This window comes from Kocuria tytonis (assembly GCF_003226895.2).
GTDB lineage: Bacteria > Actinomycetota > Actinomycetes > Actinomycetales > Micrococcaceae > Kocuria > Kocuria tytonis.
Map to the genome: position 1 here is coordinate 322,496 of NZ_PNJG02000001.1, position 26,064 is coordinate 348,559.

The 26,064-nt window shown below is 68.9% G+C and carries 22 protein-coding genes; 13 read left to right on the forward strand and 9 right to left on the reverse strand.

All coding sequences use genetic code 11. From position 1 onward, the window contains the following. Nucleotides 1–64: 64 nt before the first annotated feature. From C1C97_RS01545 to C1C97_RS01570, 6 genes are all read left to right on the forward strand, one after another. The gene (locus tag C1C97_RS01545; protein WP_110920494.1) at nt 65–1,114 is read left to right on the forward strand and encodes a GTPase Era; all 1,050 of its coding nucleotides are present in this window, start codon (nt 65–67) and stop codon (nt 1,112–1,114) included. An 85-nt stretch (nt 1,115–1,199) separates the two neighbouring features. Beyond that, the gene (locus tag C1C97_RS01550) at nt 1,200–2,807 is read left to right on the forward strand and encodes an LCP family protein (RefSeq protein ID WP_121029794.1); all 1,608 of its coding nucleotides are present in this window, start codon (nt 1,200–1,202) and stop codon (nt 2,805–2,807) included. A gap of 199 nt (nt 2,808–3,006) precedes the next feature. Beyond that, entirely contained in the window at nt 3,007–4,758 is a 1,752-nt protein-coding gene (gene leuA / locus C1C97_RS01555; RefSeq protein ID WP_110919337.1) for a 2-isopropylmalate synthase, read from the forward strand. Between the two features lie 215 nt (nt 4,759–4,973). Next, nucleotides 4,974–5,732, forward strand: coding sequence for a DNA repair protein RecO (recO, locus tag C1C97_RS01560; RefSeq protein WP_110919336.1), 759 nt, complete (start codon nt 4,974–4,976; stop codon nt 5,730–5,732). Nucleotides 5,733–5,801: 69 nt separating this feature from the next. After that, nucleotides 5,802–6,593, forward strand: a complete 792-nt coding sequence (locus tag C1C97_RS01565) for an isoprenyl transferase (protein ID WP_121029795.1) — start codon at nt 5,802–5,804, stop codon at nt 6,591–6,593. A gap of 164 nt (nt 6,594–6,757) precedes the next feature. Further along, on the forward strand, nt 6,758–7,852 hold the full coding sequence (locus C1C97_RS01570; protein ID WP_110919334.1) for a quinone-dependent dihydroorotate dehydrogenase: 1,095 nt from the start codon (nt 6,758–6,760) through the stop codon (nt 7,850–7,852). 82 nt (nt 7,853–7,934) lie between these two features. Here C1C97_RS01570 and C1C97_RS01575 read toward each other — a convergent pair whose 3' ends face one another. Next, nucleotides 7,935–8,600, reverse strand: coding sequence for a DUF3043 domain-containing protein (locus tag C1C97_RS01575; RefSeq protein WP_110919333.1), 666 nt, complete (start codon nt 8,598–8,600; stop codon nt 7,935–7,937). A 202-nt stretch (nt 8,601–8,802) separates the two neighbouring features. Between C1C97_RS01575 and C1C97_RS01580 the strand changes: the two genes are divergently transcribed. The 5 genes from C1C97_RS01580 to C1C97_RS01600 all read left to right on the forward strand — a co-directional run bounded on the left by C1C97_RS01580 (nt 8,803) and on the right by C1C97_RS01600 (nt 14,011). Then, on the forward strand, nt 8,803–10,215 hold the full coding sequence (locus C1C97_RS01580; RefSeq protein ID WP_121030472.1) for a dipeptidase: 1,413 nt from the start codon (nt 8,803–8,805) through the stop codon (nt 10,213–10,215). Between the two features lie 85 nt (nt 10,216–10,300). Further along, nucleotides 10,301–10,669 (forward strand): HesB/IscA family protein, encoded by a 369-nt coding sequence (locus tag C1C97_RS01585; RefSeq protein ID WP_110919339.1) that lies wholly within the window; start codon nt 10,301–10,303, stop codon nt 10,667–10,669. Between the two features lie 402 nt (nt 10,670–11,071). Next, nucleotides 11,072–11,878, forward strand: coding sequence for an aa3-type cytochrome oxidase subunit II (ctaC, locus tag C1C97_RS01590; RefSeq protein ID WP_110919332.1), 807 nt, complete (start codon nt 11,072–11,074; stop codon nt 11,876–11,878). A 10-nt stretch (nt 11,879–11,888) separates the two neighbouring features. Next, nucleotides 11,889–13,610, forward strand: coding sequence for an aa3-type cytochrome oxidase subunit I (ctaD, locus tag C1C97_RS01595; protein ID WP_110919331.1), 1,722 nt, complete (start codon nt 11,889–11,891; stop codon nt 13,608–13,610). Continuing rightward, nucleotides 13,607–14,011, forward strand: a complete 405-nt coding sequence (locus C1C97_RS01600) for a cytochrome c oxidase subunit 4 (protein WP_121029796.1) — start codon at nt 13,607–13,609, stop codon at nt 14,009–14,011. The genes ctaD and C1C97_RS01600 overlap by 4 nt, the downstream gene beginning before the upstream one ends. A 1,746-nt stretch (nt 14,012–15,757) precedes the next feature. Here C1C97_RS01600 and qcrB read toward each other — a convergent pair. The 4 genes from qcrB to ctaE form a co-directional block, all read right to left on the reverse strand. Next, entirely contained in the window at nt 15,758–17,425 is a 1,668-nt protein-coding gene (qcrB, locus tag C1C97_RS01605) for a cytochrome bc1 complex cytochrome b subunit (RefSeq protein WP_110919329.1), read from the reverse strand. Then, complete coding sequence (qcrA, locus tag C1C97_RS01610; RefSeq protein ID WP_199712149.1) at nt 17,425–18,519, reverse strand: cytochrome bc1 complex Rieske iron-sulfur subunit; 1,095 nt, start codon at nt 18,517–18,519, stop codon at nt 17,425–17,427. Before qcrA ends, qcrB begins: the two co-directional genes overlap by 1 nt. A 70-nt stretch (nt 18,520–18,589) precedes the next feature. Beyond that, the gene (gene qcrC / locus C1C97_RS01615) at nt 18,590–19,381 is read right to left on the reverse strand and encodes a cytochrome bc1 complex diheme cytochrome c subunit (protein ID WP_110919327.1); all 792 of its coding nucleotides are present in this window, start codon (nt 19,379–19,381) and stop codon (nt 18,590–18,592) included. A 58-nt stretch (nt 19,382–19,439) separates the two neighbouring features. Beyond that, nucleotides 19,440–20,078, reverse strand: a complete 639-nt coding sequence (gene ctaE, locus C1C97_RS01620; protein WP_110919326.1) for an aa3-type cytochrome oxidase subunit III — start codon at nt 20,076–20,078, stop codon at nt 19,440–19,442. A 159-nt stretch (nt 20,079–20,237) separates the two neighbouring features. Between ctaE and trpD the strand changes: the two genes are divergently transcribed. Then, nucleotides 20,238–21,293: an anthranilate phosphoribosyltransferase gene (trpD, locus tag C1C97_RS01625; protein ID WP_110919325.1), complete on the forward strand. Its 1,056-nt coding sequence runs from the start codon at nt 20,238–20,240 to the stop codon at nt 21,291–21,293. 108 nt (nt 21,294–21,401) lie between these two features. Here trpD and C1C97_RS01630 read toward each other — a convergent pair whose 3' ends face one another. From C1C97_RS01630 to C1C97_RS01640, 3 genes are all read right to left on the reverse strand, one after another. Continuing rightward, nucleotides 21,402–21,683: an Lrp/AsnC family transcriptional regulator gene (locus tag C1C97_RS01630; protein ID WP_199712151.1), complete on the reverse strand. Its 282-nt coding sequence runs from the start codon at nt 21,681–21,683 to the stop codon at nt 21,402–21,404. Nucleotides 21,684–21,707: 24 nt separating this feature from the next. Further along, nucleotides 21,708–22,211 (reverse strand): DUF3054 domain-containing protein, encoded by a 504-nt coding sequence (locus C1C97_RS01635; RefSeq protein WP_121029797.1) that lies wholly within the window; start codon nt 22,209–22,211, stop codon nt 21,708–21,710. Between the two features lie 464 nt (nt 22,212–22,675). Beyond that, complete coding sequence (locus C1C97_RS01640) at nt 22,676–23,830, reverse strand: YhgE/Pip domain-containing protein (protein WP_121029798.1); 1,155 nt, start codon at nt 23,828–23,830, stop codon at nt 22,676–22,678. 26 nt (nt 23,831–23,856) lie between these two features. Between C1C97_RS01640 and C1C97_RS01645 the strand changes: the two genes are divergently transcribed. Further along, nucleotides 23,857–24,579 (forward strand): TetR/AcrR family transcriptional regulator, encoded by a 723-nt coding sequence (locus C1C97_RS01645; RefSeq protein ID WP_233542656.1) that lies wholly within the window; start codon nt 23,857–23,859, stop codon nt 24,577–24,579. Nucleotides 24,580–24,648: 69 nt separating this feature from the next. Here C1C97_RS01645 and glgA read toward each other — a convergent pair whose 3' ends face one another. Further along, the gene (glgA, locus tag C1C97_RS01650; protein WP_121030474.1) at nt 24,649–25,842 is read right to left on the reverse strand and encodes a glycogen synthase; all 1,194 of its coding nucleotides are present in this window, start codon (nt 25,840–25,842) and stop codon (nt 24,649–24,651) included. Nucleotides 25,843–26,064: the final 222 nt, after the last annotated feature.

The following is a 26,064-nucleotide window of genomic DNA, read 5'->3' on the forward strand; positions in this document are numbered from 1 at the left end:
AGCCCCTCCCGCACCACCGCGCTCCGGCGTTCCAGACCCCCGACCGCACGACCGAGGACACAGCATGAGCCAGGACCCGACCGCCGCACCCCAGGACTTCCGCGCCGGATTCGCGGTGTTCGTGGGCCGCCCCAACGTGGGCAAGTCCACGCTGACCAACGCGCTCGTGGGCCAGAAGGTGGCCATCACGTCCAACCGCCCGCAGACCACCCGGCACACCATCCGCGGCATCGTGCACCGCACGGACGGGCAGCTGGTCCTCGTGGACACCCCCGGTATGCACCGCCCGCGCACGCTGCTGGGCCAGCGCCTCAACGACGTCGTCGCGGAGACCCTCGGGGAGGTGGACGTGATCGGCTTCTGCGTGCCCGCCGACCAGAAGGTGGGCCCGGGGGACCGATACATCGCGCAGCAGGTCGTGGCCGCCGTGGGGCGCACCCCGGTGGTCGCGGTCGTGACCAAGGCGGACCTCGTGCCCCGGGACCGGCTCGCCGAGCAGCTGATCGCGGTCACGGAGCTGGGCCGGGAGGTCGTCACCGCGGAGCGCGCGCACCGCGAGGCGCGAGGACGACGCGGCGCCGCGGCGTCGTCGACACCGGGTGCCGCCCCCGCGGAACGCGGCGGCGCCGCGGAGGACTCGGCCGGCTGGGCCCACGTGATCCCCGTGAGTGCCACGGACGGGTTCCAGATGGCCGAGCTCGCGCAGCTGCTCGTGGCCATGATGCCCGTCTCGCCCCCGCTGTACCCGGAGGGGGACCTCACGGACGAGCCCGAGGTCACCATGATGGCCGAGCTCATCCGCGAGGCCGCCCTGGAGGGCGTGCGGGATGAGCTGCCGCACTCCCTGGCCGTGGTGGTAGACGAGGTCTCCGAGCGCGAGGGCCGTTCCCCGGACAACCCCATGCTGGACGTGCACGCGAGCCTGTACGTCGAGCGGCCGTCGCAGAAGGCCATCGTGATCGGCAGGCGCGGCGCGCGCCTGCGGGAGATCGGCACGAGTGCGCGCGCCCAGATCGAGTCCCTGCTGGGCACGCGGATCTACCTGGACCTGCACGTGAAGGTCGCCAAGGAGTGGCAGCGGGACCCCAAGCAGCTCTCGAAGCTCGGATTCTGACCCGCCCCCGCACCACGCACGGTGCGCGGTCCCGACCCCCGGACGGGATCGCGCCACCCTCCCCACACACCCCCAGGAGCCCACGGTGGACCCCAGTTCAGCGCCCCGCCGGCGCCGCGCAGCCACGACCGACGCCGCACCGTGGGCCACCCACCCGGCGCGCCGCACCGACAGCTCGGGCGAGCCGTTCGACCTGCGCCAGACCGGACGCCACCACCGCGCCCACGAGCACCGGGTCTCGGCCCGCAGGATCGCCGTCATCCTCACGGTCCTCGCGCTGCTGGCGGGCATCGGGATCGGCGGCATCGCCGCCCTGCGGCTCGCCGGGAACCTGACGTCGAGCCCCCTGAACCTCTCCGACGGGGCGGACAGCACGGACGAGGGACCCCTGGACATCCTCGTGATGGGATCCGACACCCGCAGCGGTCGGGGCAACAGCGCCTACGGGAGCAAGGACGACGCCGAGGGCCGCACGGACGTCATGATGCTCGTCCACGTCACCGAGCGCCGCGACGCCGTGACGGTGGTGTCCTTCCCGCGGGACCTCATCGTGGACATCCCGCAGTGCACGGACCCGGAGACCCACAAGGTGTACCCCGCGGAGAAGGACATGCTCAACAGTGCCGTGGAGCGCGGCGGCCCCGGCTGCACCGTGGCCGCGATCGACGAGCTCACGGGCGTGAGCATCGACCACTTCATGCTCGCGGACTTCAACGCGGTCAAGGAGCTCTCCAGCGCGGTGGGCGGTGTGCAGGTGTGCGTCAACGAGGCCGTGGACGATCCCAAGTCCGGCCTCAAGCTCCCCGCGGGCATCTCCTCCGTGGAGGGGGAGCAGGCACTGGCGTTCCTGCGCTCCCGCGCCGCGTTCGGCAACGGCGGGGACGAGTCCCGGATCCGCTCGCAGCAGTCCCTCCTGGCCTCGCTCACGCGCAAGATCCAGGCGGACGGCACCCTCGCCGACCTGCCGCAGCTCTACCGCATCGCCGAGGTGATGACCCAGAACCTGCACGTGGACCAGGGACTGACCTCGATCCCCACCCTGGTGGACACCGCCAGGACGTTCAACGGCATCGATCCCGGACGCATCGCCTTCGTGACCGCTCCCACCCGCCCCCACCCGCAGGACCCCAACCGGCTGCAGCTGAACGAGAAGCCGGCCGACGACCTGTTCGCCACGCTGCGCAGGGACGTGGCGGTCACCGGGGCCAAGACCTCGGGTTCGCCCGCCCCCTCGGGGAAGGCCTCCGGTGGGGACGCCGCGCGCGGTCCGGGCGCGGCGACGTCGTCGAGCCCCGCGACCACGCCGGAGGAGACGGGACCGGCGGTGGATCCCGCCATCGTGCCGGTGAGCGTGAGCAACCGCTCCGAGGCCGGCGGCCGGGACGCGCAGGTCGTGAGGACGCTCGCGAAGGCCGGCTACCGCCAGGCGCGCTCCGAGTCCTCGGGTCCGCAGCTCGCCGCCACGCAGATCTTCTACGCCCCGGACTGGGCACCGGCCGCCGAGGACGTTGCCAGGACCCTGAACGTCTCCCGGGACCAGCTCGTGGCCAGCTACGACGTCGCCGGGATCGAGGTGGCCGTGGGGCAGGACTTCACGAGCGGGGACCGCATGACCGGGGACCGCGCCCTGCCCGAGGACCTGCAGGGGCAGACGGCCGAGCAGTTCACGTGCCAGGCCACGGCGGAGCAGTGAGCACCCGGTGAACGGCGCCCCCGGCCGCGGCGACCGGGTGGGCCCGGACGTGGATGGTACGTTGGATCACATGCGGTCCGGCGTGCAGCAACTCCTGCTTACGTGCCGCAGCGGGGCCTGAACCGATCCTTGACGGCCGACCACCCGCTGCGGAGTTCCATGGTGCCGGCCCCACGCCTCAGCTCGAAAGGCCCCTCCCGTGAAGAATGTGCAGCGTCCCTCCGGTATGCCCGTCCACAAGTACACCCCGTACCACCAGAACTTCCCGTTCGACATGTCCGACCGCACGTGGCCGGACAGGGTGGCCACCAAGGCCCCGCAGTGGTGCGCGGTGGACCTGCGGGACGGCAACCAGGCCCTGATCGACCCCATGGACTCCGAGCGCAAGCTGCGGATGTTCCAGCTGCTCGTGAAGATGGGGTTCAAGGAGATCGAGGTGGGTTTCCCCTCCGCCTCGCAGACGGACTTCGACTTCGTCCGCACGCTCGTGACGGGCGGTCACATCCCGGAGGACGTCTCCATCCAGGTGCTCACCCAGTCCCGTGAGCACCTGATCGAGCGCACCTACGAGGCCATCGACGGCGCGCCCCGGGCCATCGTGCACCTCTACAACTCCACCTCCACCCTGCAGCGGCGCGTGGTGTTCAACCAGGACATGGACGGGATCGTGGACATCGCCCTCACGGGGGCGCGGCTGTGCCGCAAGTACGAGGAGCAGCTGACGAGCACGGCCGTGACCTACGAGTACTCCCCGGAGTCCTACACCGGCACCGAGCTGGAGTTCGCCGCGCGGATCTGCAACGAGGTGGCGGAGACCTTCGAGATCGGCGACGGGCGGAAGATGATCATCAACCTGCCCGCCACGGTGGAGATGGCCACCCCCAACATCTACGCGGACTCCATCGAGTGGATGAGCCGCCACCTGTACCAGCGCGAGGACATCATCCTGTCCCTGCACCCGCACAACGACCGCGGCACCGGTGTGGCCGCCGCCGAGCTGGGATACCTGGCGGGTGCGGACCGCATCGAGGGCTGCCTGTTCGGCAACGGCGAGCGCACGGGCAACGTGGACCTGGTGACCCTGGGACTGAACCTGCTGACCCAGGGCGTGGATCCGGAGATCGACTTCTCGGACATCGAGGAGGTGCGCCGCACGGTGGAGTACTGCAACCAGCTGCCGGTCCCGGAGCGCAGCCCCTACGGCGGTGACCTGGTGTTCACGGCCTTCTCCGGTTCCCACCAGGACGCCATCAAGAAGGGCTTCGACGCCATGCAGCGCGACGCCCAGGAGCAGGGCGTGGGCGTGGACGACCTCGAGTGGGCGGTGCCGTACCTGCCCATCGACCCCAAGGACGTGGGCCGCAGCTACGAGGCCGTGATCCGCGTGAACTCCCAATCCGGCAAGGGCGGCGTGGCGTACCTGCTCAAGAGCGAGTACGGCATCGACCTGCCCCGCCGCGCGCAGATCGAGTTCTCGGGGGCGGTGCAGAAGTACACCGAGACCTCGGGCTCCGAGGTCACGGCCCGGCAGCTGTGGAAGATCTTCTCGGACGAGTACCTGCCCACCACGGACGGGGACTCCCGGTGGGGGCACTACCGCATCACGTCGATCTCCACCCACGCGGAGGACGAGGGCAGCACCGTCCTGGAGGTCGGGCTGGACGTGGCCGGGGAGCACCGCGAGCGCACCGCGCAGGGAACCGGACCCATCGACGCCCTGATCAACCTGTTCAACCAGGAGGGCGTGGACGTGCGGCTGCTGGACTACACGGAGCACACGCTCTCGGCGTCCGCCAACGCCCAGGCCGCGAGCTACGTGGAGCTGGCCGTGGGGGACCGCGTCCTGTGGGGCGCGGGGATGGACAACAACACCACGCGCGCCTCGCTCAAGGCCGTGATCTCCGGTGTCAACCGCGCCGTGCGCGACGCCCGGGCGGCCCAGGAGGACTGAGCGCAGAGCCGCAGACGTGCCGCGGGCCCCGTTCCTCGCCCGAGGAACGGGGCCCGCGGCACACCGTCCTCGCCCCGCGCACGACGGCGGCGGGGGCAGTGGCGTCGCACGGCGGCACCCCCGGACAGCGGCCGCCGCCCGGGGGTGCCGCGAGCCGACCGCTGAACCGGATCCTCCGCGGCATCGGTCCCCGCGCGAGGTGACACAATGGCGCCGTGGCCCGATCAACCTTCGCCTCGCGCAGCTACCGCGACGACGCCGTGGTGCTGCGCACCTACAAGCTGGGCGAGGCGGACCGGATCGTGATCCTGCTGACCGCCGAGCACGGGCAGGTGCGCGCCGTGGCCAAGGGCGTGCGACGCACCACCTCACGCTTCGGCGCGCGGCTGGAGCCGTTCAACGTGGCCCAGGTGCAGCTCGTGCACGGACGCACCCTCGACATCGTGTCCCAGGCCGTGGGCAAGCGCTCCTACGGTGAGGCCATCGTGGCGGACTACGAGCGCTACACCGCCGCCGCCGCCATGGTGGAGACCGCGGAGAAGCTCACGGCGGACGACTACGACACCGCGGCCCAGCACTACCGGCTGCTCGTGGGGGCACTGTCCTCGGTCTCGCGCGGACTGCACGAGCCCGGGCGCATCATGGACTCGTACCTCCTGCGCGCCGTGGCCCTGGCCGGGTGGGCGCCGAGTTTCGTGGACTGCGCGCGGTGCGGTGCCCCCGGACCCCACCGCTCGTTCTCCGCCGCCCTCGGTGGCGCCGTGTGCCCGCAGTGCCGCCCCCCGGGTTCCGCGGCTCCCAGTGAGGCCACGTTCGCGCTGCTCGACGGGCTCCTGCACGGGCACTGGCCTACGATCGACGCCGCCGACGCCAGGACCGCGCGGGCGGCGGCCGGTTTCGTGGCCGCCTACATCCAGTGGCACATGGAGCGCACCGTGAAGGCACTCGCCCTCGTGGAACGCGCCGAGGGCTGAGCCGCTCCGGACGCCCCGGGGAGAGGTCCTAGGGTGGGGGAGTACCACCGTCACCCGAGAGGACCCCGCGTGAACAGCTTCTCCCCGCCGCCGCCGCACCCCAGCGGTGAGACCGCACCGGCGATCGACCGCTCCGCCCTGCCGCAGCACCTGGCGCTCGTGATGGACGGCAACGGCCGCTGGGCGAACGAACGCAACCTGCCACGGACCGAGGGCCACCGCGCGGGGGAGCGCGCGCTCATGGACGTGGTGGCCGGCGCCATCGACCTGGGGATCCCGTACGTGTCCGCCTACGCGTTCTCCACCGAGAACTGGAAGCGCTCACCCTCCGAGGTGGCGTTCCTCATGAACTTCACCGGGGACGTGATGGCCCGTCAGCTACCCACCTTCCAGGAGTGGGGGATCAGGGTGCGGTGGGCCGGGCGCCGCCCCCGGCTGTGGGGCTCCGTGATCAAGCGGCTCGAGACCGCCGAGGAGCAGACGCGGGACAACGACGTGATCACCCTGACCATGTGCGTGAACTACGGCGGACGCGCCGAGATCGCGGACGCCGCCGCCGCCATGGCCAGGGATGCCAGGGCCGGGGTGCTCAAACCCGGGTCCATCACGGAGGACACGGTGCAGCGCTACCTGGACGAGCCGCAGCTGCCGGACGTGGACATGTTCCTGCGCTCCTCCGGGGAGCAGAGACTGTCCAATTTCATGCTGTGGCAGTCCGCGTACGCGGAAATGACCTTCCTGGACGTGCTGTGGCCGGACATGGACCGCCGTGTGCTGTGGCGGGCCGTCCAGGACTACGTCGACAGGGACCGTCGGTACGGCGGAGCCGTGGACCGGTCGTCCGAGGGGGAGGATCAATGATCCACCTCTCGCGGGAAAGAAGTTTCTTGTACAACTTGATGGTTAGATCTCAAGTCTGATGTAGGAGTCTAAAGATCCGTGACCGGTGATGGCGATGTCGTGGCGCTGCGAACCGCGCCCACCCCCGGCCGGATCCGTTGCCGGGGTGTGAAAAACTGTGGACCATGCGCGTGTACCCCGTCTTCTTCAAGGTCGCTTTCTCCTGGATGGATCCCGAACTCGCCCACACCCTGGGCTTCGCGGGGATCAAACTCGCCCACCGGTCCGGTCTCGGTCGCCTGCTGAGCCGGCTGACGGCTCCGGACGCCGGCGCCGCGGTGCAGGTCATGGGACTCACGTTCCCCTCGCCGTTCGGACTCGCCGCAGGCTTCGACAAGGGGGCCACGGGGACCCACGCCCTCACGGACCTCGGGTTCGGTCACGTGGAGATCGGCACCGTCACGGGCCGCGCCCAGCCGGGCAATCCCAGACCCCGCCTGTTCCGCCTGGTCCGGGACCGCGCCGTGATCAACCGGATGGGCTTCAACAACGACGGCGCCGAGGCGGTGGCCCCGAGGGTCGCCGCGGCACTGCAGAGCCTCGCGCAGGAGTCGATCCGCACCGGACGTCCGCGCCCCGTGGTGGGCGTCAACATCGGCAAGACGAAGGCCGTGGGGCTCGAGGACGCCGTGGGGGACTACGTCCGCAGCACGCGGGTGCTCGCACCGTACGCGGACTACCTCGTGGTGAACGTGTCGTCCCCCAACACCCCAGGGCTGCGTCAACTGCAGGAGCTGGACTCCCTGCGGCCGCTGCTGGGCGCCGTGCGCCGGGAGGCGGACCGCGTGACGAACCGACGCGTGCCCCTGCTCGTGAAGATCGCCCCGGACCTCGCGGACCAGGACGTGCTGGCCGTGGCGGACCTGGCCCTGGAGCTGGGACTGGACGGGATCGTGGCCACGAACACCACGATCGCCCGGGAGGGGCTCGGTCTGCGCAGCAGCCCGGAGGAGGTGACGCGGTGCGGCGCCGGCGGACTCTCGGGACCGCCCGTGCGGCGTCGGGCCGTGGCCGTGCTCAGGCTCCTGCGGGAGCACGTGGGGGACCGGCTCGTGCTCGTGTCCGTGGGCGGGGTGACGAGCGCCGAGGATGTCCGTGAGCGCCTGGATGCCGGCGCGGCACTGGTGCAGGGCTACACCGCGTTCCTCTACGAGGGTCCGTTCTGGGCGGCCAGGATCAATCGCGGGCTGCGGCGTGCGGCACGGGGCACGTCCCGCTGACGCGGAAGGTCCCGTGGAACGCGAAGAGGGCCGGTCCACGGGACCGGCCCTCCTCGCGTGGTGCCTCGCGCGGCGAGTGGAGCTACTCGGGACGCTCCCCGCGGCGCACCTGCGGCTTGGGCAGACGCAGCCTGCGGATGGTGAACGTGCGCATGGCCGCGTACCACCGCGTGCCGCCCTGGACGGTGCCGAACTTTCGTCGCATGGCGGCGTGCATCCGCTGGGACATGATCACGGCGTCCAGGACGCACAGTGCGATGTAGCCGTACACCACCCAGATCACGGTCATGACCACGGACTGCATCGGCAGGAACAGCAGGAGGAAGATCACCAGGAGCAGCACGATCACGTACTCGCCGATGTTGAAGCGGGAGTCCACCCAGTCCCGGGCGAAGCGCCGCTGCGGACCGGCGTCCCGCGGCCCCAGGTAGCGCTCGTCCCCGGCGGCCATGCCCGCCTGGGCCCGCGCCCGGCGTTCGCGCTCGGCCACCCGGGACTCGGCCTTGGCGGCCTTGCGGTCCTCGGGGATCAGGGGCCTGCGACGCGCGGCCTCCTGCTCCTTCCGCGTGGGCGTGGGGCGGCCCTTCTTTCCCGCAGCCGCGTGGGCGTCGCGAGGTCGCCCGTCACCACCGGCGGCGTCGTCCGTCGCGGGGGCCCGCACGGCGGATGAGCCCGCGGAGCGGGTCACGGCCGAGGCGCGCACGGCGGTGGAACCGGAGGATTGCTCTGACTTCTTGCGTCCAAACACCGGGCCAGCCTAGCGGAGTGCGGCGGTGCCCACGCGCGCGTGTCCCCCGGAGGAGGAGGCGGCCGCCCTCGCGTCGCTGAACCCGCGGTGCCCACGCGCGCGTGTCCCCGGAGCGGGGCCCGCGGTGGAGGCGGCCATGCCGGTGCGGTCCCCACGCGCGCGTGTCCCCGGCGGGACGCGGTGCCGCGGCTAGGCTGTGGCCATGAGTACAGACTTCACACGCCCCAGTTCCGACACCGTCGAGGCGCTCCGGGCGAGCGTGGACCGTTCCCGGGACACGCTCCTGCACGAACTCGGCGAGCTCGTGGCCATCCCCGGCATCGCGTGGGACTCGTTCGACGCCGCCGACCTCGACCGCAGCGCGCAGGCCGTCGCGGACCTGCTCGCCGAGCTGCCCTTCGACGGCGTGGAGGTGCTGCGCGTGCCGTCCGAGGACGGCACGGGCCACCCCGCCGTGGTGGCGCGCAAGGCCGCCGCACCGGGCCACCCCACCATCCTGCTCTACGCCCACCACGACGTGCAGCCCCCCGGCAGGCGCGAGCTGTGGGACACGGAACCCTTCGAGGCCGTGGCGAAGGACGGGCGGCTGTGGGGCCGCGGGGCCGCGGACGACAAGGCCGGGGTGATGGCCCACGTGGGCGCGCTGCGGGCGTTCTTCGAGCACCGGGGGAGCGAGCCCGGCCTCGGCATCTCCGTGTTCGTCGAGGGCGAGGAGGAGGCCGGTTCGCCCGGTTTCGAGGCGTTCCTCGCCGCCCACAAGGAGAAGCTGGCCGCGGATGTCATCGTGATCGCGGACTCCGCCAACTGGGAGGTGGGGGTGCCGGCACTGACCACCAGCCTGCGCGGCGTCGTCGGCGGGATCGTGGAGGTCGGCGTGCTGGACCACTCGGTGCACTCCGGCATGTTCGGCGGGCCCATCCTGGACGCGCCCACGCTGCTGTCGCGGCTGATCGCCACCCTCCACGACGACGACGGCGCCGTGGCCGTCGCGGGGCTGCTCAGCGAGGGCCACGCGGACGTGGACTACGACGAGGCGCGGTTCCGCGCGGACGCGGGTGTCCTGGACGGCGTGCAGCTGGCCGGGCGCGGGTCCATCGCGTCGCGGCTGTGGACCCAGCCGGCGCTGTCCGTCACGGGCATCGACGTCACGGACGTGGCCAGGGCGTCCAACACCATTGCAGCCACCGCCCGTGCCAAGCTCAGCCTGCGCATCGCTCCCGGCCAGGACGCGCGGGAGGCCGCCGAGGCGCTGCACCGCCACGTCATGGAGCACGCCCCGCTGGGTGCCCACGTGACGTTCGAGGTGGAGGAGGCCGGACCGTCGTTCCACGCGGACACGGAGGCCGTGAGCTCGCAGATCGCACTGTGGGCCTTCGAGCAGGCGTGGGGGTGCCCGGCCGTGCGCGCCGGGATGGGCGGCTCCATCCCCTTCACCGCCACCCTGACCGAGGCGTATCCTGGGGCGCAGATCCTGATCACCGGCATCGAGGACCCGGACACCCGCGCGCACAGCGCCAACGAGTCCCTGCACATCGGGGACTTCCTGCACGCGGTGACCGCCGAGGCCCTCGTCCTGACGGCCCTCGCGGACCAGGGCGCGGCGCAGGCGGAATGATTCCCCGTGGCCGCGCGTTCCACTGGCCGGAACGCCTGAACCGAACCCGGGGGAGTCTCCCCGGGGCGCACAGAAAGTGAGCACCATGAGCGTCACCACCGAGAACGAGACCACCCAGGACCTGCCCGCGCACGAGGTCCTGCTCACCGACAACGCCGCTCAGAAGGTTCGCGATCTCCTCGAGCAGGAGGGCCGCACGGACCTGCGGCTGCGGGTGGCCGTGCAGCCGGGCGGCTGCTCCGGTCTGATCTACCAGCTCTACTTCGACGAGCGCGTCCTGGACGGGGACCACGTCCGCGACTTCGGCGGCGTGGAGGTGATCGTGGACAAGATGAGCGTCCCGTACCTCAGCGGCTCCACCGTGGACTTCGAGGACACCATCTCCAAGCAGGGCTTCTCGATCGACAACCCCAACGCGCAGGGCTCCTGCGCGTGCGGCGACTCCTTCCACTGAGTCGTCGCCCACACGAAGGGGCGCGCGGTGACCACGGCGGTCACCGGGCGCCCCTTCGTCATGAGCGCTGCACGGCCCTCCTCGGGGGTCGCTGCGGCCCGTGCGGCCGGGGTGTGCGGGCGGTTCCCGACGCCCATTCCGCGGCCCCACGCCACCGCCCGGAGCCGGTCCGGGGCGGCACCGCCGGGCGGGTCAGGACCCGACACGGCACGCTGACACAGTGTCAGCACATCCCGGGGCCTGAGGGGTAAGCTTCACAGGAAGAACCATCAACGGGCGACGTGTCCTCTGTGCCCTCGCGCAGGACCGATGCGGAACCCACACACAGAAGAGGAAGGGCCGTCTGTGAGTTCGCAAACTCGAACCGGCAGCCGCCGCGGCCGTACGCTGAAGGCCTCGGCAGTGGCAGTCCTGGCGACGATCTCGCTCACCGCTTGCTCGGAGCAGACCAAGGTGGGCTTCCTGCCCACGCAGCGGGGCACCACCGACAACGCCGATCAGATCATGGACCTGTGGATCGGCTCCTGGGTCGCGGCGCTGTGCGTCGGTCTGCTGGTCTGGGGTCTCATGCTCTGGTGCATGGTCGCCTACCGCCGGCGCAAGAACGAGACGGGTTATCCCCGTCAGCTCGCGTACAACGCCCCGCTCGAGATCTTCTACACCATCGTCCCGATCGCGATGATCGTGACCCTCTTCTTCTTCTCGTTCCGCACGCAGACCGTCATCACGGACCGCTTCGAGAACCCCGACACCAAGATCCAGGTGTACGGCAAGCAGTGGGCCTGGGACTTCAACTACCTAGACGACGACGTCCACTACCAGGGCGTTCAGGCGCACCTCACGGGCCAGCCAGGGGTGGAGAAGACCCTCCCCACCCTGTATCTCCCCGCCAACAGCAAGGTGGAGCTCGAGATCACCTCTCGCGACGTCATCCACTCGTTCTGGGTGCCCGCGTTCCTCGAGAAGATCGACATGATTCCGGACCGCACCAACTACATGAGCTTCACCACCGGCCGCGAGGGCACCTTCGCGGGCAAGTGCGCGGAGCTGTGTGGTGAGTACCACTCGGAAATGCTCTTCAACGTTTCCGTGGTGAGCAAGGACGAGTACGACGCCCAGATGCAGAAGCTGCGTGACGAGGGCAACACCGGATTCGTCGGCGACGAGTACAACCGCAACCCGAACCTCAACGAAACTACCAACAACTAGGGGATAGGCAATGTCTACGCTCGAATATTCGCGGGACGACGCGGCGATCGCCGCACCCCGCGTTGTCCCGCGCTCCAAGGGCCGGGTGATCGTCAACTGGCTCACCTCGACCGACCACAAGACGATCGGGTACATGTACCTGATCTCCTCGTTCATCTTCTTCTGCCTGGGTGGCGTCATGGCGCTGCTCATCCGCGCGGAGCTCTTCGAGCCCGGCATGCAGATCCTGGAGACCAAGGAACAGTACAACCAGCTGTTCACCATGCACGGCACCATCATGCTGCTCATGTTCGGCACCCCGCTGTTCATCGGGTTCGCCAACGTGATCGTGCCCCTGCAACTGGGCGCCCCGGACGTGGCCTTCCCGCGACTCAACGCGCTGTCCTTCTGGTTCTTCCTGTTCGGGTCGCTCATCGCGATGTCCGGCTTCATCTCCCCGCAGGGCGCCGCGTCCTTCGGCTGGTTCGCCTACGCGCCGCTCAACAGCACCACGTTCAGTCCGGGCGTGGGCGGTGACCTCTGGGTCTTCGGCCTGGGCCTGCAGGGCTTTGGCACCATCCTCGGCGCCGTCAACTTCATCACCACCATCGTCTGCATGCGTGCACCGGGCATGACCATGTGGCGGATGTCCATCTTCACCTGGACCACGCTGATCACCTCCATGCTGGTGATCATGGTCTTCCCGCCGCTGGCCTCCGCCCTGTTCGCGCTCGGTATGGACCGTCGTCTGGGTGGACACGTGTTCGATCCAGAGAACGGCGGAGCCATCCTGTGGCAGCACCTGTTCTGGTTCTTCGGCCACCCCGAGGTGTACGTACTCGCGCTGCCGTTCTTCGGCATCGTGTCCGAGATCATCCCGGTGTTCTCCCGCAAGCCGATCTTCGGCTACAAGGGGCTCGTGTTCGCGACCATCGCCATCGCTGCGCTGTCCGTGACCGTGTGGGCGCACCACATGTACGTGACCGGTGCGGTGGCACTGGGGTTCTTCTCCTTCATGACCATGATGATCGCTGTTCCCACGGGCGTGAAGTTCTTCAACTGGATCGGCACCATGTGGCAGGGCTCGCTCACCTTCGAAACGCCCATCCTGTGGGTGCTGGGGTTCCTCTTCACCTTCCTGTTCGGTGGTCTGACCGGCATCATCCTGGCCACGCCGCCGCTGGACTTCCACGTGTCGGACACCTACTTCGTGGTGGCTCACTTCCACTATGTGATCTTCGGAACCATCGTGTTCGGCATGTTCGCCGGCTTCTACTTCTGGTGGCCCAAGTTCACCGGCAAGATGCTCAACGAGCGCATCGGCAAGGTGCACTTCTGGCTCCTGTTCGTGGGCTTCCACATGACCTTCCTCATCCAGCACTGGCTGGGCGTGGACGGCATGCCCCGTCGCTACGCGGACTACCTCCCCGAGGACGGGTTCACCTGGATGAACCAGTTCTCCACCATCGGCTCCATGCTGCTGGGCGTGTCCATGATCCCGTTCTTCTGGAACGTGTACACCACTCACCGCAACGCCAAGAAGGTGGAAGTGGACGATCCGTGGGGCTTCGGTGGCTCCCTCGAGTGGGCGACCTCCTGCCCGCCCCCGCGCCACAACTTCACCTCCCTGCCCCGGATCCGTTCGGAGCGCCCCGCCCTGGATCTCCACCACCCGGAGCTCTCGGCATTCTCCAGCCAGCAGTTCGATGCTGACACCCCCCTGGTCGGCGGCAGCGGAAGGAACGGACGATGAGCACAGCTATCAAGACCTTCCTCCTGCTCGGCGTCTTCTGCACCGTCGTGGGATTCATCTACGGGTTCGTCACGGACTTCAAGGAGCTTGCGGGCTTTCCCGCGCTGCTGGCCGTGGCCGCGATGAGCTTCATGCTCGTCATCTACCTGTGGCTCGTGCAGCGGTCCACCGGGGGACCCCTCCCGGAGGACCGTGAAGACGGGGAGATTGTGGAGATGTCCGGCGAGTACGGCGCCTTCTCCCCGTGGAGCTGGTGGCCGCTGCTGCTGGGCCTCGGTTGCGCGATGTTCATCACCGCCCTCGCGATTGGCTGGTGGATCATCGGTCTGGCCGCACCTGTGGCCGTTCTGGGTCTCCTGGGCCTCATCTTCGAGCACTCCCGCGGGGAGCACGCTCACTGACCTCGGAATCCTGAGGTTCGCGCAGAGCCCGCGTCGTCCACGGACGACGCGGGCTTCTTCGCGTCCACGTGCCGTACTGATTCCCTCGGCGATGTTTCATCGCGGGCTCGCAGGGCCGGGCCGCCTAGAGCTGTCTGTGGAGGCCGATGGCGGGCCAGGGCAAATATCGGGCCCATAGGACTGCGTGCTTCCTCGCCGGGCGTGATGGAGAACGGTAGGTCCCGGAGCGGCACGAGCAGCGCGGTGGCCCTGCCCGTCAGGCGACTTCCGCCGGGCCGGTGCATGGTTCCTGCACATAGTTATGGGCGGGTGACCCCTCGTTGGGGTGCCCTGGTCAGGGGTGGCGACAGGGGAGGGCGGAGGCGGCGTTTATACCGGCAGACGGGTGAGGTGGTAACACGCCGGGACCATGCCACCTTGATGCCGGCAGGTGGCGGCTTCTGTTCCCCACCTATCCCTGTACCCCATGAGCCATCGGCATGTTGGACACTGCGGGAGGGCCTCCGGCGCCAGTCCAGGTACCTATGGGACCGGGACGATTCAGTGGTTGAAATAGCCGACCGGCCGTGTGCCGAGCGATTGGCGCGCCGGCAAGTACGGCCAGGGCCGGCACTGCTGCCGGGGTCGGCACTATTTTGCCGGGCACCCGTGCAGGGGTGTGGGGCAGGGTGTTGGCATGGCCGGGCGGCCCGTGAGGGGAACATCCTCGGGACCCGTGAGGGGAGCAGCGTCGGGACAGGACCTGCACCATGGGTCGCACACGCTGCTCCTCCGCACCGGCATGCCTGCGGAGGATTAGCACCAGTGGAAGCGGATGCGGGAGGGCCGCAGGTGTGGCTCCGTATCGAATCCCTGCGGCCCGAGGGGTGCCGCTCGACCGCGGCCGCCCGTGTCTGCCACCGTCGCGGCCCATTGATGCACGCGCGTCCATGTGCGCGGGATCGTCTTGTGGGTGTTCCCTCGAAGTAGCGGATTGCATCACGCGTGACCCGCCATGGGGTACGGGCGACCAGTCATGAAGACCAACTCGGGCAATGCGGCGGGCTTAACCCCGGAACGGGCCACGTGGTGCTCCGTGGCCGTCGCAGTGGCCGAAATGCCCTGTGACGGCTCCTCCCACACAGGCTGCCGCCCTGTCTGCTCCGGCTGGCCGCGAGGACTGAGTTCCAACCCCGACTCCGTGAACGTGATGCCAGGTGGGTCACGCCCGATCCGATAGCTCGGAGGTGCCTCAGGCATTGCTGGAGCGCGAGAACCCACAGCATGGGCGTCTAGCAAGCATTACTGAAGCGCGCTAATTCCCCGGCACGGGACGATCCGGGCGGACGCTCATGGCCCGTCAGGGGTCTACCGGGCCGACGTCTCCGGTGAGGGACGAGCAAGGCCACGCATCCAGGAGTTGTCTCTGGTAACGGCAGCCGCGCTGGCCGGCTCCACGGCCCGTGGTTCGCCGTGCGGAGCTCACGTCCCTCGCGCGCCCGGTGGCCTGAACGCCCAATATCCTGGACGTCCCGGACGGTGAGGCGACGGAGGAGTCGTGTGGGACCGTGGCCGACGTCCGCGTGGCGTCAGCTCCACGAGCGCATCGCTCATCCATGCGTGGTCCCGCGTTGCCCGGGTAGCCGACCTCGTCGGCCGTCCAGGAGTTCCGCGGGTGCAGCATCCTCGGCACACGAACAAGGCCCGCAGAGATCCGTGATCCCTGCGGGCCTTGGTGCGTCGAGCGAGGTGTACCCGCTACCGCGTCTACTTCTCGATCTGTGACGCGTGCGAGCCGGCTCCAACGGCCACCGGCTCGGGCTCGTGGTGCCCGTGCGCCGCCTCGAGTTCCGCGGGTGTCACCGGGGAGACCCGGTCCTCGAAGAACAGGTGGCTCAGGCGGCCACGCACCTTCTCGCCAGCGGTGATCTTGCCCTTGGCATTGGCTCGAGCCGGCTGCACCTGGTGGTCCTGGAAGTCCACCAGCTTGTAGCGACGGTACTCGTCCAGGGGCTCGTGGACCTCCACGAACTCACCGTGGGGCAGGGCCTGGATGCGGCCCGACTCGCGGCCGTGGAGCACGATCTCACGGTCCTTGCGCTGCAGGGCCAGGCAGAACCGGCGGGCGATGATGAAGGCCAGGATGGGGCCCACGAAATACAGTGCCCGCAGCCAGTAGATGACGTCGTTCACGGCCACGTGGAAGTGGGTCGCGATGAGGTCACCGGAAGCGGCGATCATCTGCACGGCGTAGAACGTGACACCCGCAGCGCCCACGGCCGTACGGAACGGGGCGTTGCGAGGGCGATCCAGGATGTTGTGCACGCGGTTGTCGCGGGTGACCCAGCGCTCGATCCAGGGCCACGCGAACATCGCTCCAAACATGCCGGCCATTGGTATCAGCGGCAGGAGGATCGCCAGCGGGATGGCCAGACCGAAGAGGTTGATCTCCCAGGAGAACGGCCAGGACCCGGGCATGAGTCGCAGACCGCCGTCGGAGAAGCCCATGTACCAGTCGGGCTGTGAACCGGCCTGAACGGGGGAGGGGTCGTACGGACCGTAGTTCCAGATCGCGTTAATGGTGGTGGACCCGGCAATGGCGGCCAGGATACCGAAGACGATGAAGAAGAACCCGCCAGCCTTGGCAGCGTAGACGGGCCCCACAGGGTAGCCGACCACGTTGTTCTCGGTGCGGCCCGGACCGGCGAACTGCGTGTGCTTGTGCACGACGACCATGAACAGGTGGATCACGATCATCATGAGGATCAGCGCGGGGATGATCAGCACATGGACGATGTAGAGCCGCCCGATGATCGCGTGCCCGGGAAACTCGCCGCCGAACATGAACATGGAGATGTAGGTGCCGACCACCGGAACGGACTTGGCAATGGCGTCCGCGATGCGCAGTCCGTTGCCGGAGAGGACGTCATCGGGGAGAGAGTAGCCGGAGAAGCCGGCCACGATCGCGAGGATGAAGAGCACGCAGCCCACCACCCAGTTGAGTTCACGGGGCCGCCGGAACGCGCCTGTGAAGAACACACGGAGCATGTGGACCGCCACCGCCATGGCAAACAGCAGCGCGGACCAGTGGTGCAGCTGGCGTAGGAAGAGGCCGCCGCGGATGTCGAAGGAGATGTTCAGGGTGGAGGCATATGCCCCGGACATCTCCACACCCTGCATGGGAACGTAGTTGCCCTTGTACTCCATGGAAGTCATGGTCGGGTCGTACCACAGCGCCAGGAACGTGCCGGACAGCAACAGGATGACGAAGCTGTAGAGCGCGACCTCACCGAACATGAACGTCCAGTGGTCGGGGAAGATCTTGCGTCCGAACTCCTTGACAATGGACGAGCCACCGACGCGGGTGTCCACGTAGTTGGCGATGCGGCCGGTCCGAGTTGTGGGTCGGTATTCGAAGTCAGTCGATGTGGACATTAGTTGGCCTCATCCTGCATGTCTTTGACGGCGAAATCGCGCTGGGAGTAGGTGGGCCCCACGGGTTCGTGGAAGTCGCTACGGGCAACGAGGTAGCCGTCGGAATCAACGGTGATAGGCAGCTGCGGCAAGGGACGTGATGCCGGGCCGAAGATGACCTCACACTCGTTCGTGAGGTCGAACGTGGACTGGTGGCACGGGCAGAGCAGGTGGTGCGTGTGCTGCTCGTACAGGGCGATCGGGCAGCCCACGTGCGTGCAGACCTTGGAGTAGGCGAAGATGCCGTCCACGTTCCAGTCCTTGCGCCCCTCGGACACATTCACCTTGTCCGGGTCGAGACGCATGAGGAGGACAACAGACTTGGCCTTCTCGTTCAGATAGCCCTCTTCGTGGCCGAGGCTGGTGAGGTTCTCGGGAATCACGTGGAAGGCCGAACCCAGCGTCACGTCGGACGCCTTGATGGGGGTGCCGGAGGGGTCGCGCACCAGGCGGACACCTTCGTCCCACATGGAGTGGCGCAGCACCTTGAGGTCCGTGGGGCCGAGGTCCTTGAGCAGTCCCACGAAGGGGAGGGGCATCAGGACGGCGGCACCGATGAGGGTGTTGCGCAGCAGCGGACGCCGCTTGACGCCGGACTCGTCGTAAATGGTGTTCAGGATGCTCTGCGCCTCGGCCCGCTCGCTCTCGGGACGGAGATCGTGACGCTGCTCCACGATCTCGTGGTCGGGCATGAGCGTCCGCGCCCAGTGCACGACCCCGATGCCGATGCCGAACATGCCCAGGGCGATGCCGAGTCCGAGCAACAGGTTCTGCAGCCGCAGCTGAGCAGTGGGCTCGGTGTTGACCGCGTCGTAGAGCGGCCCGTCCACGCGGATACCGAAGTATGCCACGAAGAAGATCACGGACCCGATGACGGAGAGCAGGAACAGCAGGACCACCTGATGTTCGGCTCGCTTGGCCGCCTTGGAGTCCACATCAGTCATGCGGGGACGGTGCGGCGGAAGCCCCGGGTCGGGGAACTGGTCCAGCTCCGCGCCGTCCGAGGTGACAACCGCCCCGCTCTTGTGGGGATTGCCATCACGATGGTCGCCCATGTGGTCCCTCATTCTTCTCTTGGTGCTGTGAATAGTGTCAAGGGTACCGACCGGTGGTCGGTGCGCGCCCTCAGGCGGCGCGAGAGGTCAGCCACACGGTGAAACCGATGACTACGACCAGGCCGATGGTCCAGATGAACAGGCCCTCGGAAACGGGACCGAGCGAACCAAGGCTGAAACCGCCGACGGTGGTGTTGTTGTCGAGGGTCTTGAGATACGTGATGACGTCCCGCTTCTCGTCGGGGGTGATGTTGGCGTCGTTGAACACCGGCATGTTCTGCGGACCGGTCTGCATGGCCTCGTAGATGTGCTTCTCGCTGACTCCCATGAGGGAAGGGGCGTACTTGCCGCGGGTCAGGGCGCCGCCCTGACCGGCCGCGTTGTGGCACATGGCGCAGTTGGCCAGGAAGATCTTGGCACCGTTGGCCGAGTTGCCGTCGGCAATGTCCACGTCTTTCGCGTCCGGGACGGTGGGGCCGGCACCCAGAGAGGCCACGTAGGCCGCGAGCTGGTCCGTCTGCTCCTCGTTGAACTGCTTGGGCTTCACCTGCGCCTGGGGACCCTGCATCTGCATGGGCATCCGGCCGGTGCCGACCTGGAAGTCCACCGAGGAGGCACCCACACCGATCAGGGACGGTCCGGAGCTGGTGCCCTGGGCCTTCATGCCGTGGCAGGTGGAGCAGTTGGACTGGAAGAGTTTCTGCCCTTCCTCGATGTCCTGTGCCGAGTAGGTGGTCGTCTCGGCCTTGGCTTCGTTGGTGGTTGTGGCGACTGCGTAGAGTCCACCGGTGAGAAGCAAAGCCATGACCAGCAGCGCGAGGGCTGCCATGGGATGGCGGCGCTTTTGTGAGAGTGCCTTCACGTCAAACGTTCCTTTTACTCGGGACTAGAACTGGGATGGTCGGACAGTCGTGCACCGGCTACTTGATGAAGTAGACCAGGGCGAACAGGACGATCCAGACGACGTCGACGAAGTGCCAGTAGTAGGACACCACGATGGCCGACGTGGCCTCGTAGTGCCCGAAGCGCTTGGCGACGAAGGCGCGGCCCATGATGAACAGGAATGCGATCAGGCCACCGGTCACGTGGATGGCGTGGAAGCCGGTGGTGATGTAGAAAGCGGAGCCGTAGGCGCTGGCCGCGATGGTGACACCCTCGGACACCAGCGAGGCGTACTCGTAGACCTGGACGGACACGAAGACGGCACCCATGAGGAACGTGAGGGCGAACCACTCGGTCAGCCCCCACTTGGCGAACTGGAAGATGCCGCCGGTGCGCCGGGGCTGGAGCCGCTCCGCCGCGAACACGCCGAACTGGCACGTCACGGAGCTCAGCACGAGGATCAAGGTGTTGATCGACGCCATGGGCACGTTGAGCACTTCGGTGTTCTCGCGCCACACCTCGGGTGAGGTGGCACGCAGGGTGAAGTACATGGCGAAGAGTCCGGCGAAGAACATCACCTCGGAGGACAACCACACGATGGTGCCCACGGAGGTGAGGTTGGGGCGAGTGATGGTCGCACCGACCGGTTTGGCTGGGGTATGAGTCGCAGTTGTCACAGAGACATTATGTCGCCAAAACTCCTGGCGGACCAACCACCGGGGGATCGGGGGTCCACCGTGTCGCGGGACCGGCCCGGGATCCGTGCGCACTCGCCCGTCGCGGGGGTGCCCGGCGCCGCTCATCGGCGAGCCGGGGCGGGCGGTAGAGTCGGCCGTGTGACTACCTCCACGGACTCCCGGACGACATCCCGCTGGCCCGATCTCCTGACCACGCTCTCCCGGGGTGAGGACCTGTCACGGGACGCGGCTTACCGGGCCATGGACGACATCATGGCCGGAGAGGTCCCCGACGCCGTGATCGCGGGGTTCCTGATGGCCCTGCGCACCAAGGGCGAGTGCGTGACCGAGCTCAACGGCCTGGCCGACGCGATGGTGCACCACGCCCGTTCCATCCACGTGCCCGGGCCCGCCCTGGACATCGTGGGAACGGGTGGGGACCGGCTCTCTAGCGTGAACATCTCCACCATGGCCGCGCTCGTGTGCGCCGGCGCGGGAGCGCGCGTGGTCAAGCACGGCAACCGCGCGTCGTCGTCGAAGTCGGGCTCGGCGGACGTGCTCGAGGCGCTGGGCGTCCAGCTGGACATGCCGGTCCGCCGCGTGCAGGAAGCGGCCTCCGAAGTGGGCATCACCTTCCTGTTCGCGCAGACCTTCCACCCGTCGATGCGCTTCGCGGCTGCGGCGCGCAAGGCCCTCGGGGTGCCCACCGCGTTCAACTTCCTGGGACCCATCACGAACCCGGCGCGGGTCGAGGCCTCGGCCATCGGCGTCGCGGACGCCGCACTGGCGCCGCTGATGGCGGGTGTCTTCCAGAACCGCGGGGACCGCGCCCTGGTCTTCCGAGGTGGGGACGGTCTCGACGAGCTGACCGTGACCGCACCGTCCACGGTGTGGGAGGTCCGGGACGGCCGGATCACCGAGCACACGCTCGAACCCCTGGACCTGGACATGCCGCGCGCCACAATCGCCGACCTGCGAGGCGGGGACGCCGCCTACAACGCGGGCGTGGTGCGGGACGTCCTCGACGCCGCCCCGGGCCACGTGCGCAACGCCGTGCTGCTCAACGCCGCGGCCGGACTCGTCGCCGTGGCGGAGGACGCGCAGGGCTCCTTCGAGTCACGCTTCGCCGCCGCGCTGCGGCGCGCGGCGGAGTCCGTGGACTCGGGTGCCGCCCGGGACGTTCTGGAGCGCTGGGTGGCGTTCGCCGCCGCGTGACCCGGCCCGCGGGGGAGCCGCCCCCGCCGGTCAGTGGTTCCCCGACCGCACGACGACGCCGCACGCTCCCGCGGCGGGGGAGTGGCGCCCCGGTCCGCGGGGTCGTGTTCAGTCGTCGATGCCGAGGGAGAACGCCGCGTCGAGATCGTGGGTGCTGTAGGTGCGGAAGGCGATGTTGGTGCTCGTGGACTCCACACCGCGGACCTTGGACAGCTCGTCCGCGATCACGTCCGCAAGCTGCTCGTGCTGGTCCACGCGGACGATGGCGATCAGGTCCCACTCACCCGTGACCGAGTACACCTCGGAGACACCGCGGATGTCCGAGACCTCCTGCGCCACCTCTGGGATCCGGTCGGAGGAGGTCTTGATCAGCACGATGGCGGTGAACATGGGGTTCCTTTCCACGGGGTCACCTCAGCCTAGCCGGGCGTCCGCTCCCGCGGTGCGGGGTCCCGAGGTGGTGCCGGGGCTCGTGCGGCGCCGCACACGGGCGACCAGCACCAGGATCAGGCGGTAGCCGGTGAGCAGGACCCCCAGCATCACGATGCTCACCACCACGAACGGCAGCGCCGTGCCCTGGCCCGTGAGGGCGCGCAGCACCATGCCTCCCACCTCGGCGCACAGCCACACGGACAGGCCCGTGGGGATCACGGCGGCAGGGTGCCGTGATCCTCGGCACACCAGCCATCCCACCAGGGCACCGATCAGGAATGGCCAAGCCGTGAGGAGCAGCCCGCCCGGGCTCTCACCATGGCTGGCGCGCCCGATGGCCGCGAAGACCAGCACCAGGACGAGGTCAGCCACCAGGAACACGGGCCAGCCGGAGGTACGTCCGGAACGGTTCTCCACGCGGGAACGGGAGGCCGAGGGGGAGCCGAGGGGTTTTGGGGACGCGGAAGGGGCGGAATCGGTCTGCATGACCTCCATGATATCGCGGGCATATGCAGGGAGATTCGAGTGAGACCTGAGATCTGAACCTTCAAGGCCCACGTGAAAGTGAAGCACGGGTCAACCGGGGATCCGATGATCGAACTCGAACCAGGCCGCAGCACGTGGCCATCCGGCGATCACCGTTTGTACCAGTTCGGTGTGGGCGGGGGAACTGCGGCAGCAGGACGTCGTCATGGGCGAGCGCGGGCACCGAGAAGCGTCGTGGCAAGGCGCGGACCGGCGACGGGGCTCATGTGGTCCCGAGTGTGAGATCAGCAGCGACCCGGTCAGTGGGCAGCTGGAAATTCACCATCCTGGTATGGGGGTCCGTGTGTGCCGTGGCCCCATCCATTGATGACCGATAATGTACATTATGTAAAGTACAGCGGAGAAGAGGCGGGGAGAACCGCTCCCCATGCGGTGCTCCCCGCCCGGTGACGACCGAGGTGGCGTCAGGCCTGGACGGCCGTCCGTGGCTCGCTCTCCGCAGCGTTCTGCGTCCCGGTCTCCGCCCTGCCCGTGAGCGCCGACTCGTTGCGGTGGTGTCCCAGGAAGGTCAGCACCACACCGAGGGTGACCCACCCGACCAGCGCCCACACCTGTGCGGCGATGTTCGCCTCCGGGAAGTACGAGAGGTCACGCAGCAGCGTTCCGGACAGGCCCGGCACGAGCCACTGCCCGATCTCACCGAACGGCGGCAGGATGAACTCCTTGGGCGAGGTCAGTGCGGAGATCGGGTTCCCGATGAACATGGTCAGGACGGCGCCCACCGCCAGCCCGGCGCGCCCGATCAGCGAGCTCAGCCCCACGATCACGGATGCCGTGGCCGCGATCCCCAGGCCGATCGCCGCCCAGTTTGCGAAGAAGTTCGCCTGCAGGATGCCGAAGAGCCCCTGCAGGATGGCCGCCAGCATGAAACCGCCCAGCACGCCGTAGAGTCCGAGCGCCAGCAGGTGCTTGCGCACACCCGTGACGAGCGTGGAGATCAGGATGCCCCCGATCATCCCGCCCATGGTCAGGGGCAGCCCGGCAATGGCCAGCCCGCTCCCCCGCGGGTCGTCCTCGGACAGCGGCACCACGTCCGTGGTCTTCACGGTCGGTGGTGTACCGGCCTGCTGCTGGGGTCCCTGCTGCGCCAGGGCGGCCATCCCGGCCGGGCCCTTCGACAGCGCACCCTTGATGTTCTGCAGCGCCTTGGTGGTGCCCTCGATGACCTTCTGGTCGATCCCGCGCTGCATGGTGGTCCCCACGGAGCCGAGCAGCTGCGACGCCACGGGGCTCGCGGCACTGGCCGTGAGGATCTCGGGCTGGGATCCCAGGACGATCCCGCCGTACACCTCGCGGGTCCTGATCCCGTTGACCACGTCCTCGCGGGCGGCCACCGGGTGCAGATCCAGCAGGTCCTCGGGCATCTTCTCCGTCACGGCGTCGATCTGCTCCTGTGTCCCCACCACCGCCACCGGCAGGTGCTCGGTCTTGGACGTGGCGGTGGGCCAGGCGAACGCCAGCAGGACGATCGACACCACCGCCGTGGCGATGAATGCGGCCTTGATGCTCTTGGCCCAGTCGGGGCGCTGCCGGGGCTCTGGTGTCCTGACGTGAGACATGGGGCGTCTCCTCTCAAAAAGAATGATTGTTCTTGGAGAGTCTGACCGCGATCCGCTACGCTGTCAAGAACGATCATTCGTTTTTGGAGGTGGACGTGCCCAAGGTCACGGAAGAGCACAGGGAGCAGATGCGGCGTCGGATCCAGGAGGCCGCGCTGGTCTGCATCGGACGCAAGGGCTTCTCCGCCGTGTCCATGGCGGACATCATTGCGGAGTCGGGGCTCTCGGCCGGCGCCGTGTACGTCTACTACCGGGGCAAGGACGACCTCTTCCTGGACGCGAGCCGGGGCGTGATGCGCGATCGGCTGGGCATGCTCGACCGGCTGCACGCGCAGCACCCGCTCCCCCACCCCGCCCGCGCGCTGGCGATGGTGGTCGAGGACCTTCCCGAGGGGGAGAACTTCCCGGGTCTGCCACTGCAGGTCTGGGGCGAGTCCGTGCGGCGCCCCGAGCTGCAGGTGGCCGCGCGCGGCATCCTCGCGGAGGCGGGCAGTCACATCCGCCGCTACCTGGGTGCCTGGCTGCGCAGCGAGCGGGGACTGTCCCCGGACGACGCCGAACGACTGGCCGATCGCCTCCGGCCCGCATTCATCGGGCTGGTCCAGGGCTACATGGTGCAGGTGAGCCTGTCGGAGAACCCGGCGGCGAGCCAAGAGGCCTACGTGTCAGCCGTGGAGGCGCTGCTCAGCGGCGTCCTGGCCGCACCGGCGAACCAGGCCGCGGACGGGGACGCCCGTACCGGCGGCTGAAACCCCCCGGAACAGACTCGACCCCCGGAGCCCAAGGGCTCCGGGGGTCGAGTCGTGAGCAGTGTGGGTTCAGAGCACCGAGCGGTAGACCTCCAGGGTCTGCTCCGCAATGGACTCCCACGAGAAGTGCTCCTCCACGCGGCGTCGCCCGGCCTGACCCATGCGGCGAGCGCGCTCGGGGTCGGAGACCACCTCGGTGAGGGCTGCGGCGAAGTCGGCCACGAACTTCTGGGGGTCCAGGGGGGTGCCGGTGCCGTCGGTGACCTGTTCGATGGGCACGAGGCGTCCGGTCTCGCCGTCGGCCACGACCTCGGGGATGCCACCGGTGGCGGAGGCGACCACGGCGGCGCCGCAGGCCATGGCCTCGAGGTTCACGATGCCCAGGGGCTCGTAGACGGAGGGGCACGCGAAGGCGGTGGCGTGGGAGAGGATCTGGACGACCTCGCGGCGGGGCAGCATCTTCTCGATGAGCACCACGCCGTCCCGCTCGCTCTTGAGCTGGTCGATGAGGGCGTTGACCTCGGCGCCGAGCTCGGGGGTGTCCGCCGCACCCGCGCACAGCACGAGCTGCACCTCGGGGGGCAGCTGCAGGGCGGCACGCAGCAGGTAGGGCACGCCCTTCTGCCGGGTCACGCGGCCCACGAAGACCACGGAGGGGCGGGTGGGGTCGATGCCGTTCTCCGCGAGGACGTCCGTGCTCTCGTCACGGTTCCACTGGGAGACGTCGATGCCGTTGTGCACGGTGCGCACGCGGTCCGGGTCCACGGCCGGGTAGGAGCGCAGGATGTCCTGGCGCATCCCCTCGGACACGGCGATGATCGCGGCGGCGGCCTCGTAGGAGGTCTGCTCCGCAAAGGAGGACACCCGGTAGCCGCCGCCGAGCTGCTCGGCCTTCCAGGGGCGCAGGGGCTCCAGGGAGTGGGCGGAGAGCACGTGGGGGATGTCGTGCATGAGGGAGGAGAGGTGCCCGCCCATGTTGGCGTACCACGTGTGCGAGTGCACGAGGTCCGCGCCGGCGACGTCCTGGACCATGGTGAGGTCCACGCCGAGGGTCTGCACGGCGGCGTTCGCCTCCCCGAGCTCGGCCGGCACCGGGTAGGCCTTCACGCGGGCGCCGTGGAAGTCGGGGTCCCGAGGGTCGCCGAAGCACCGGATGTTGAGGTCCACGAGCGGCGCGAGCACGCGGGACAGCTCGGCCACGTGCACCCCCGCTCCCCCGTAGACGGCGGGCGGGAATTCTTTGCTCAGGATGTCTACTCGCACCCTGCGAGCGTACTGCACGGGCGGTGGCGGCGGACAGGCGCCGGCCCACGTGGGACGGGTGCCCGTGGGCCCGGCACGCCCGCAGGGGTGGTGCGCGCGGACCCGGCGGTGCGGCGTCGTGGGCGGGACGGGGCGGAAACCGGCCGCGAGCGCGCAAAGTTCTCCCGTGTTCGGGGAGGTGTTGTGTCCGGCCTGGTCGCGTGGGACACAATGACGGGGAAG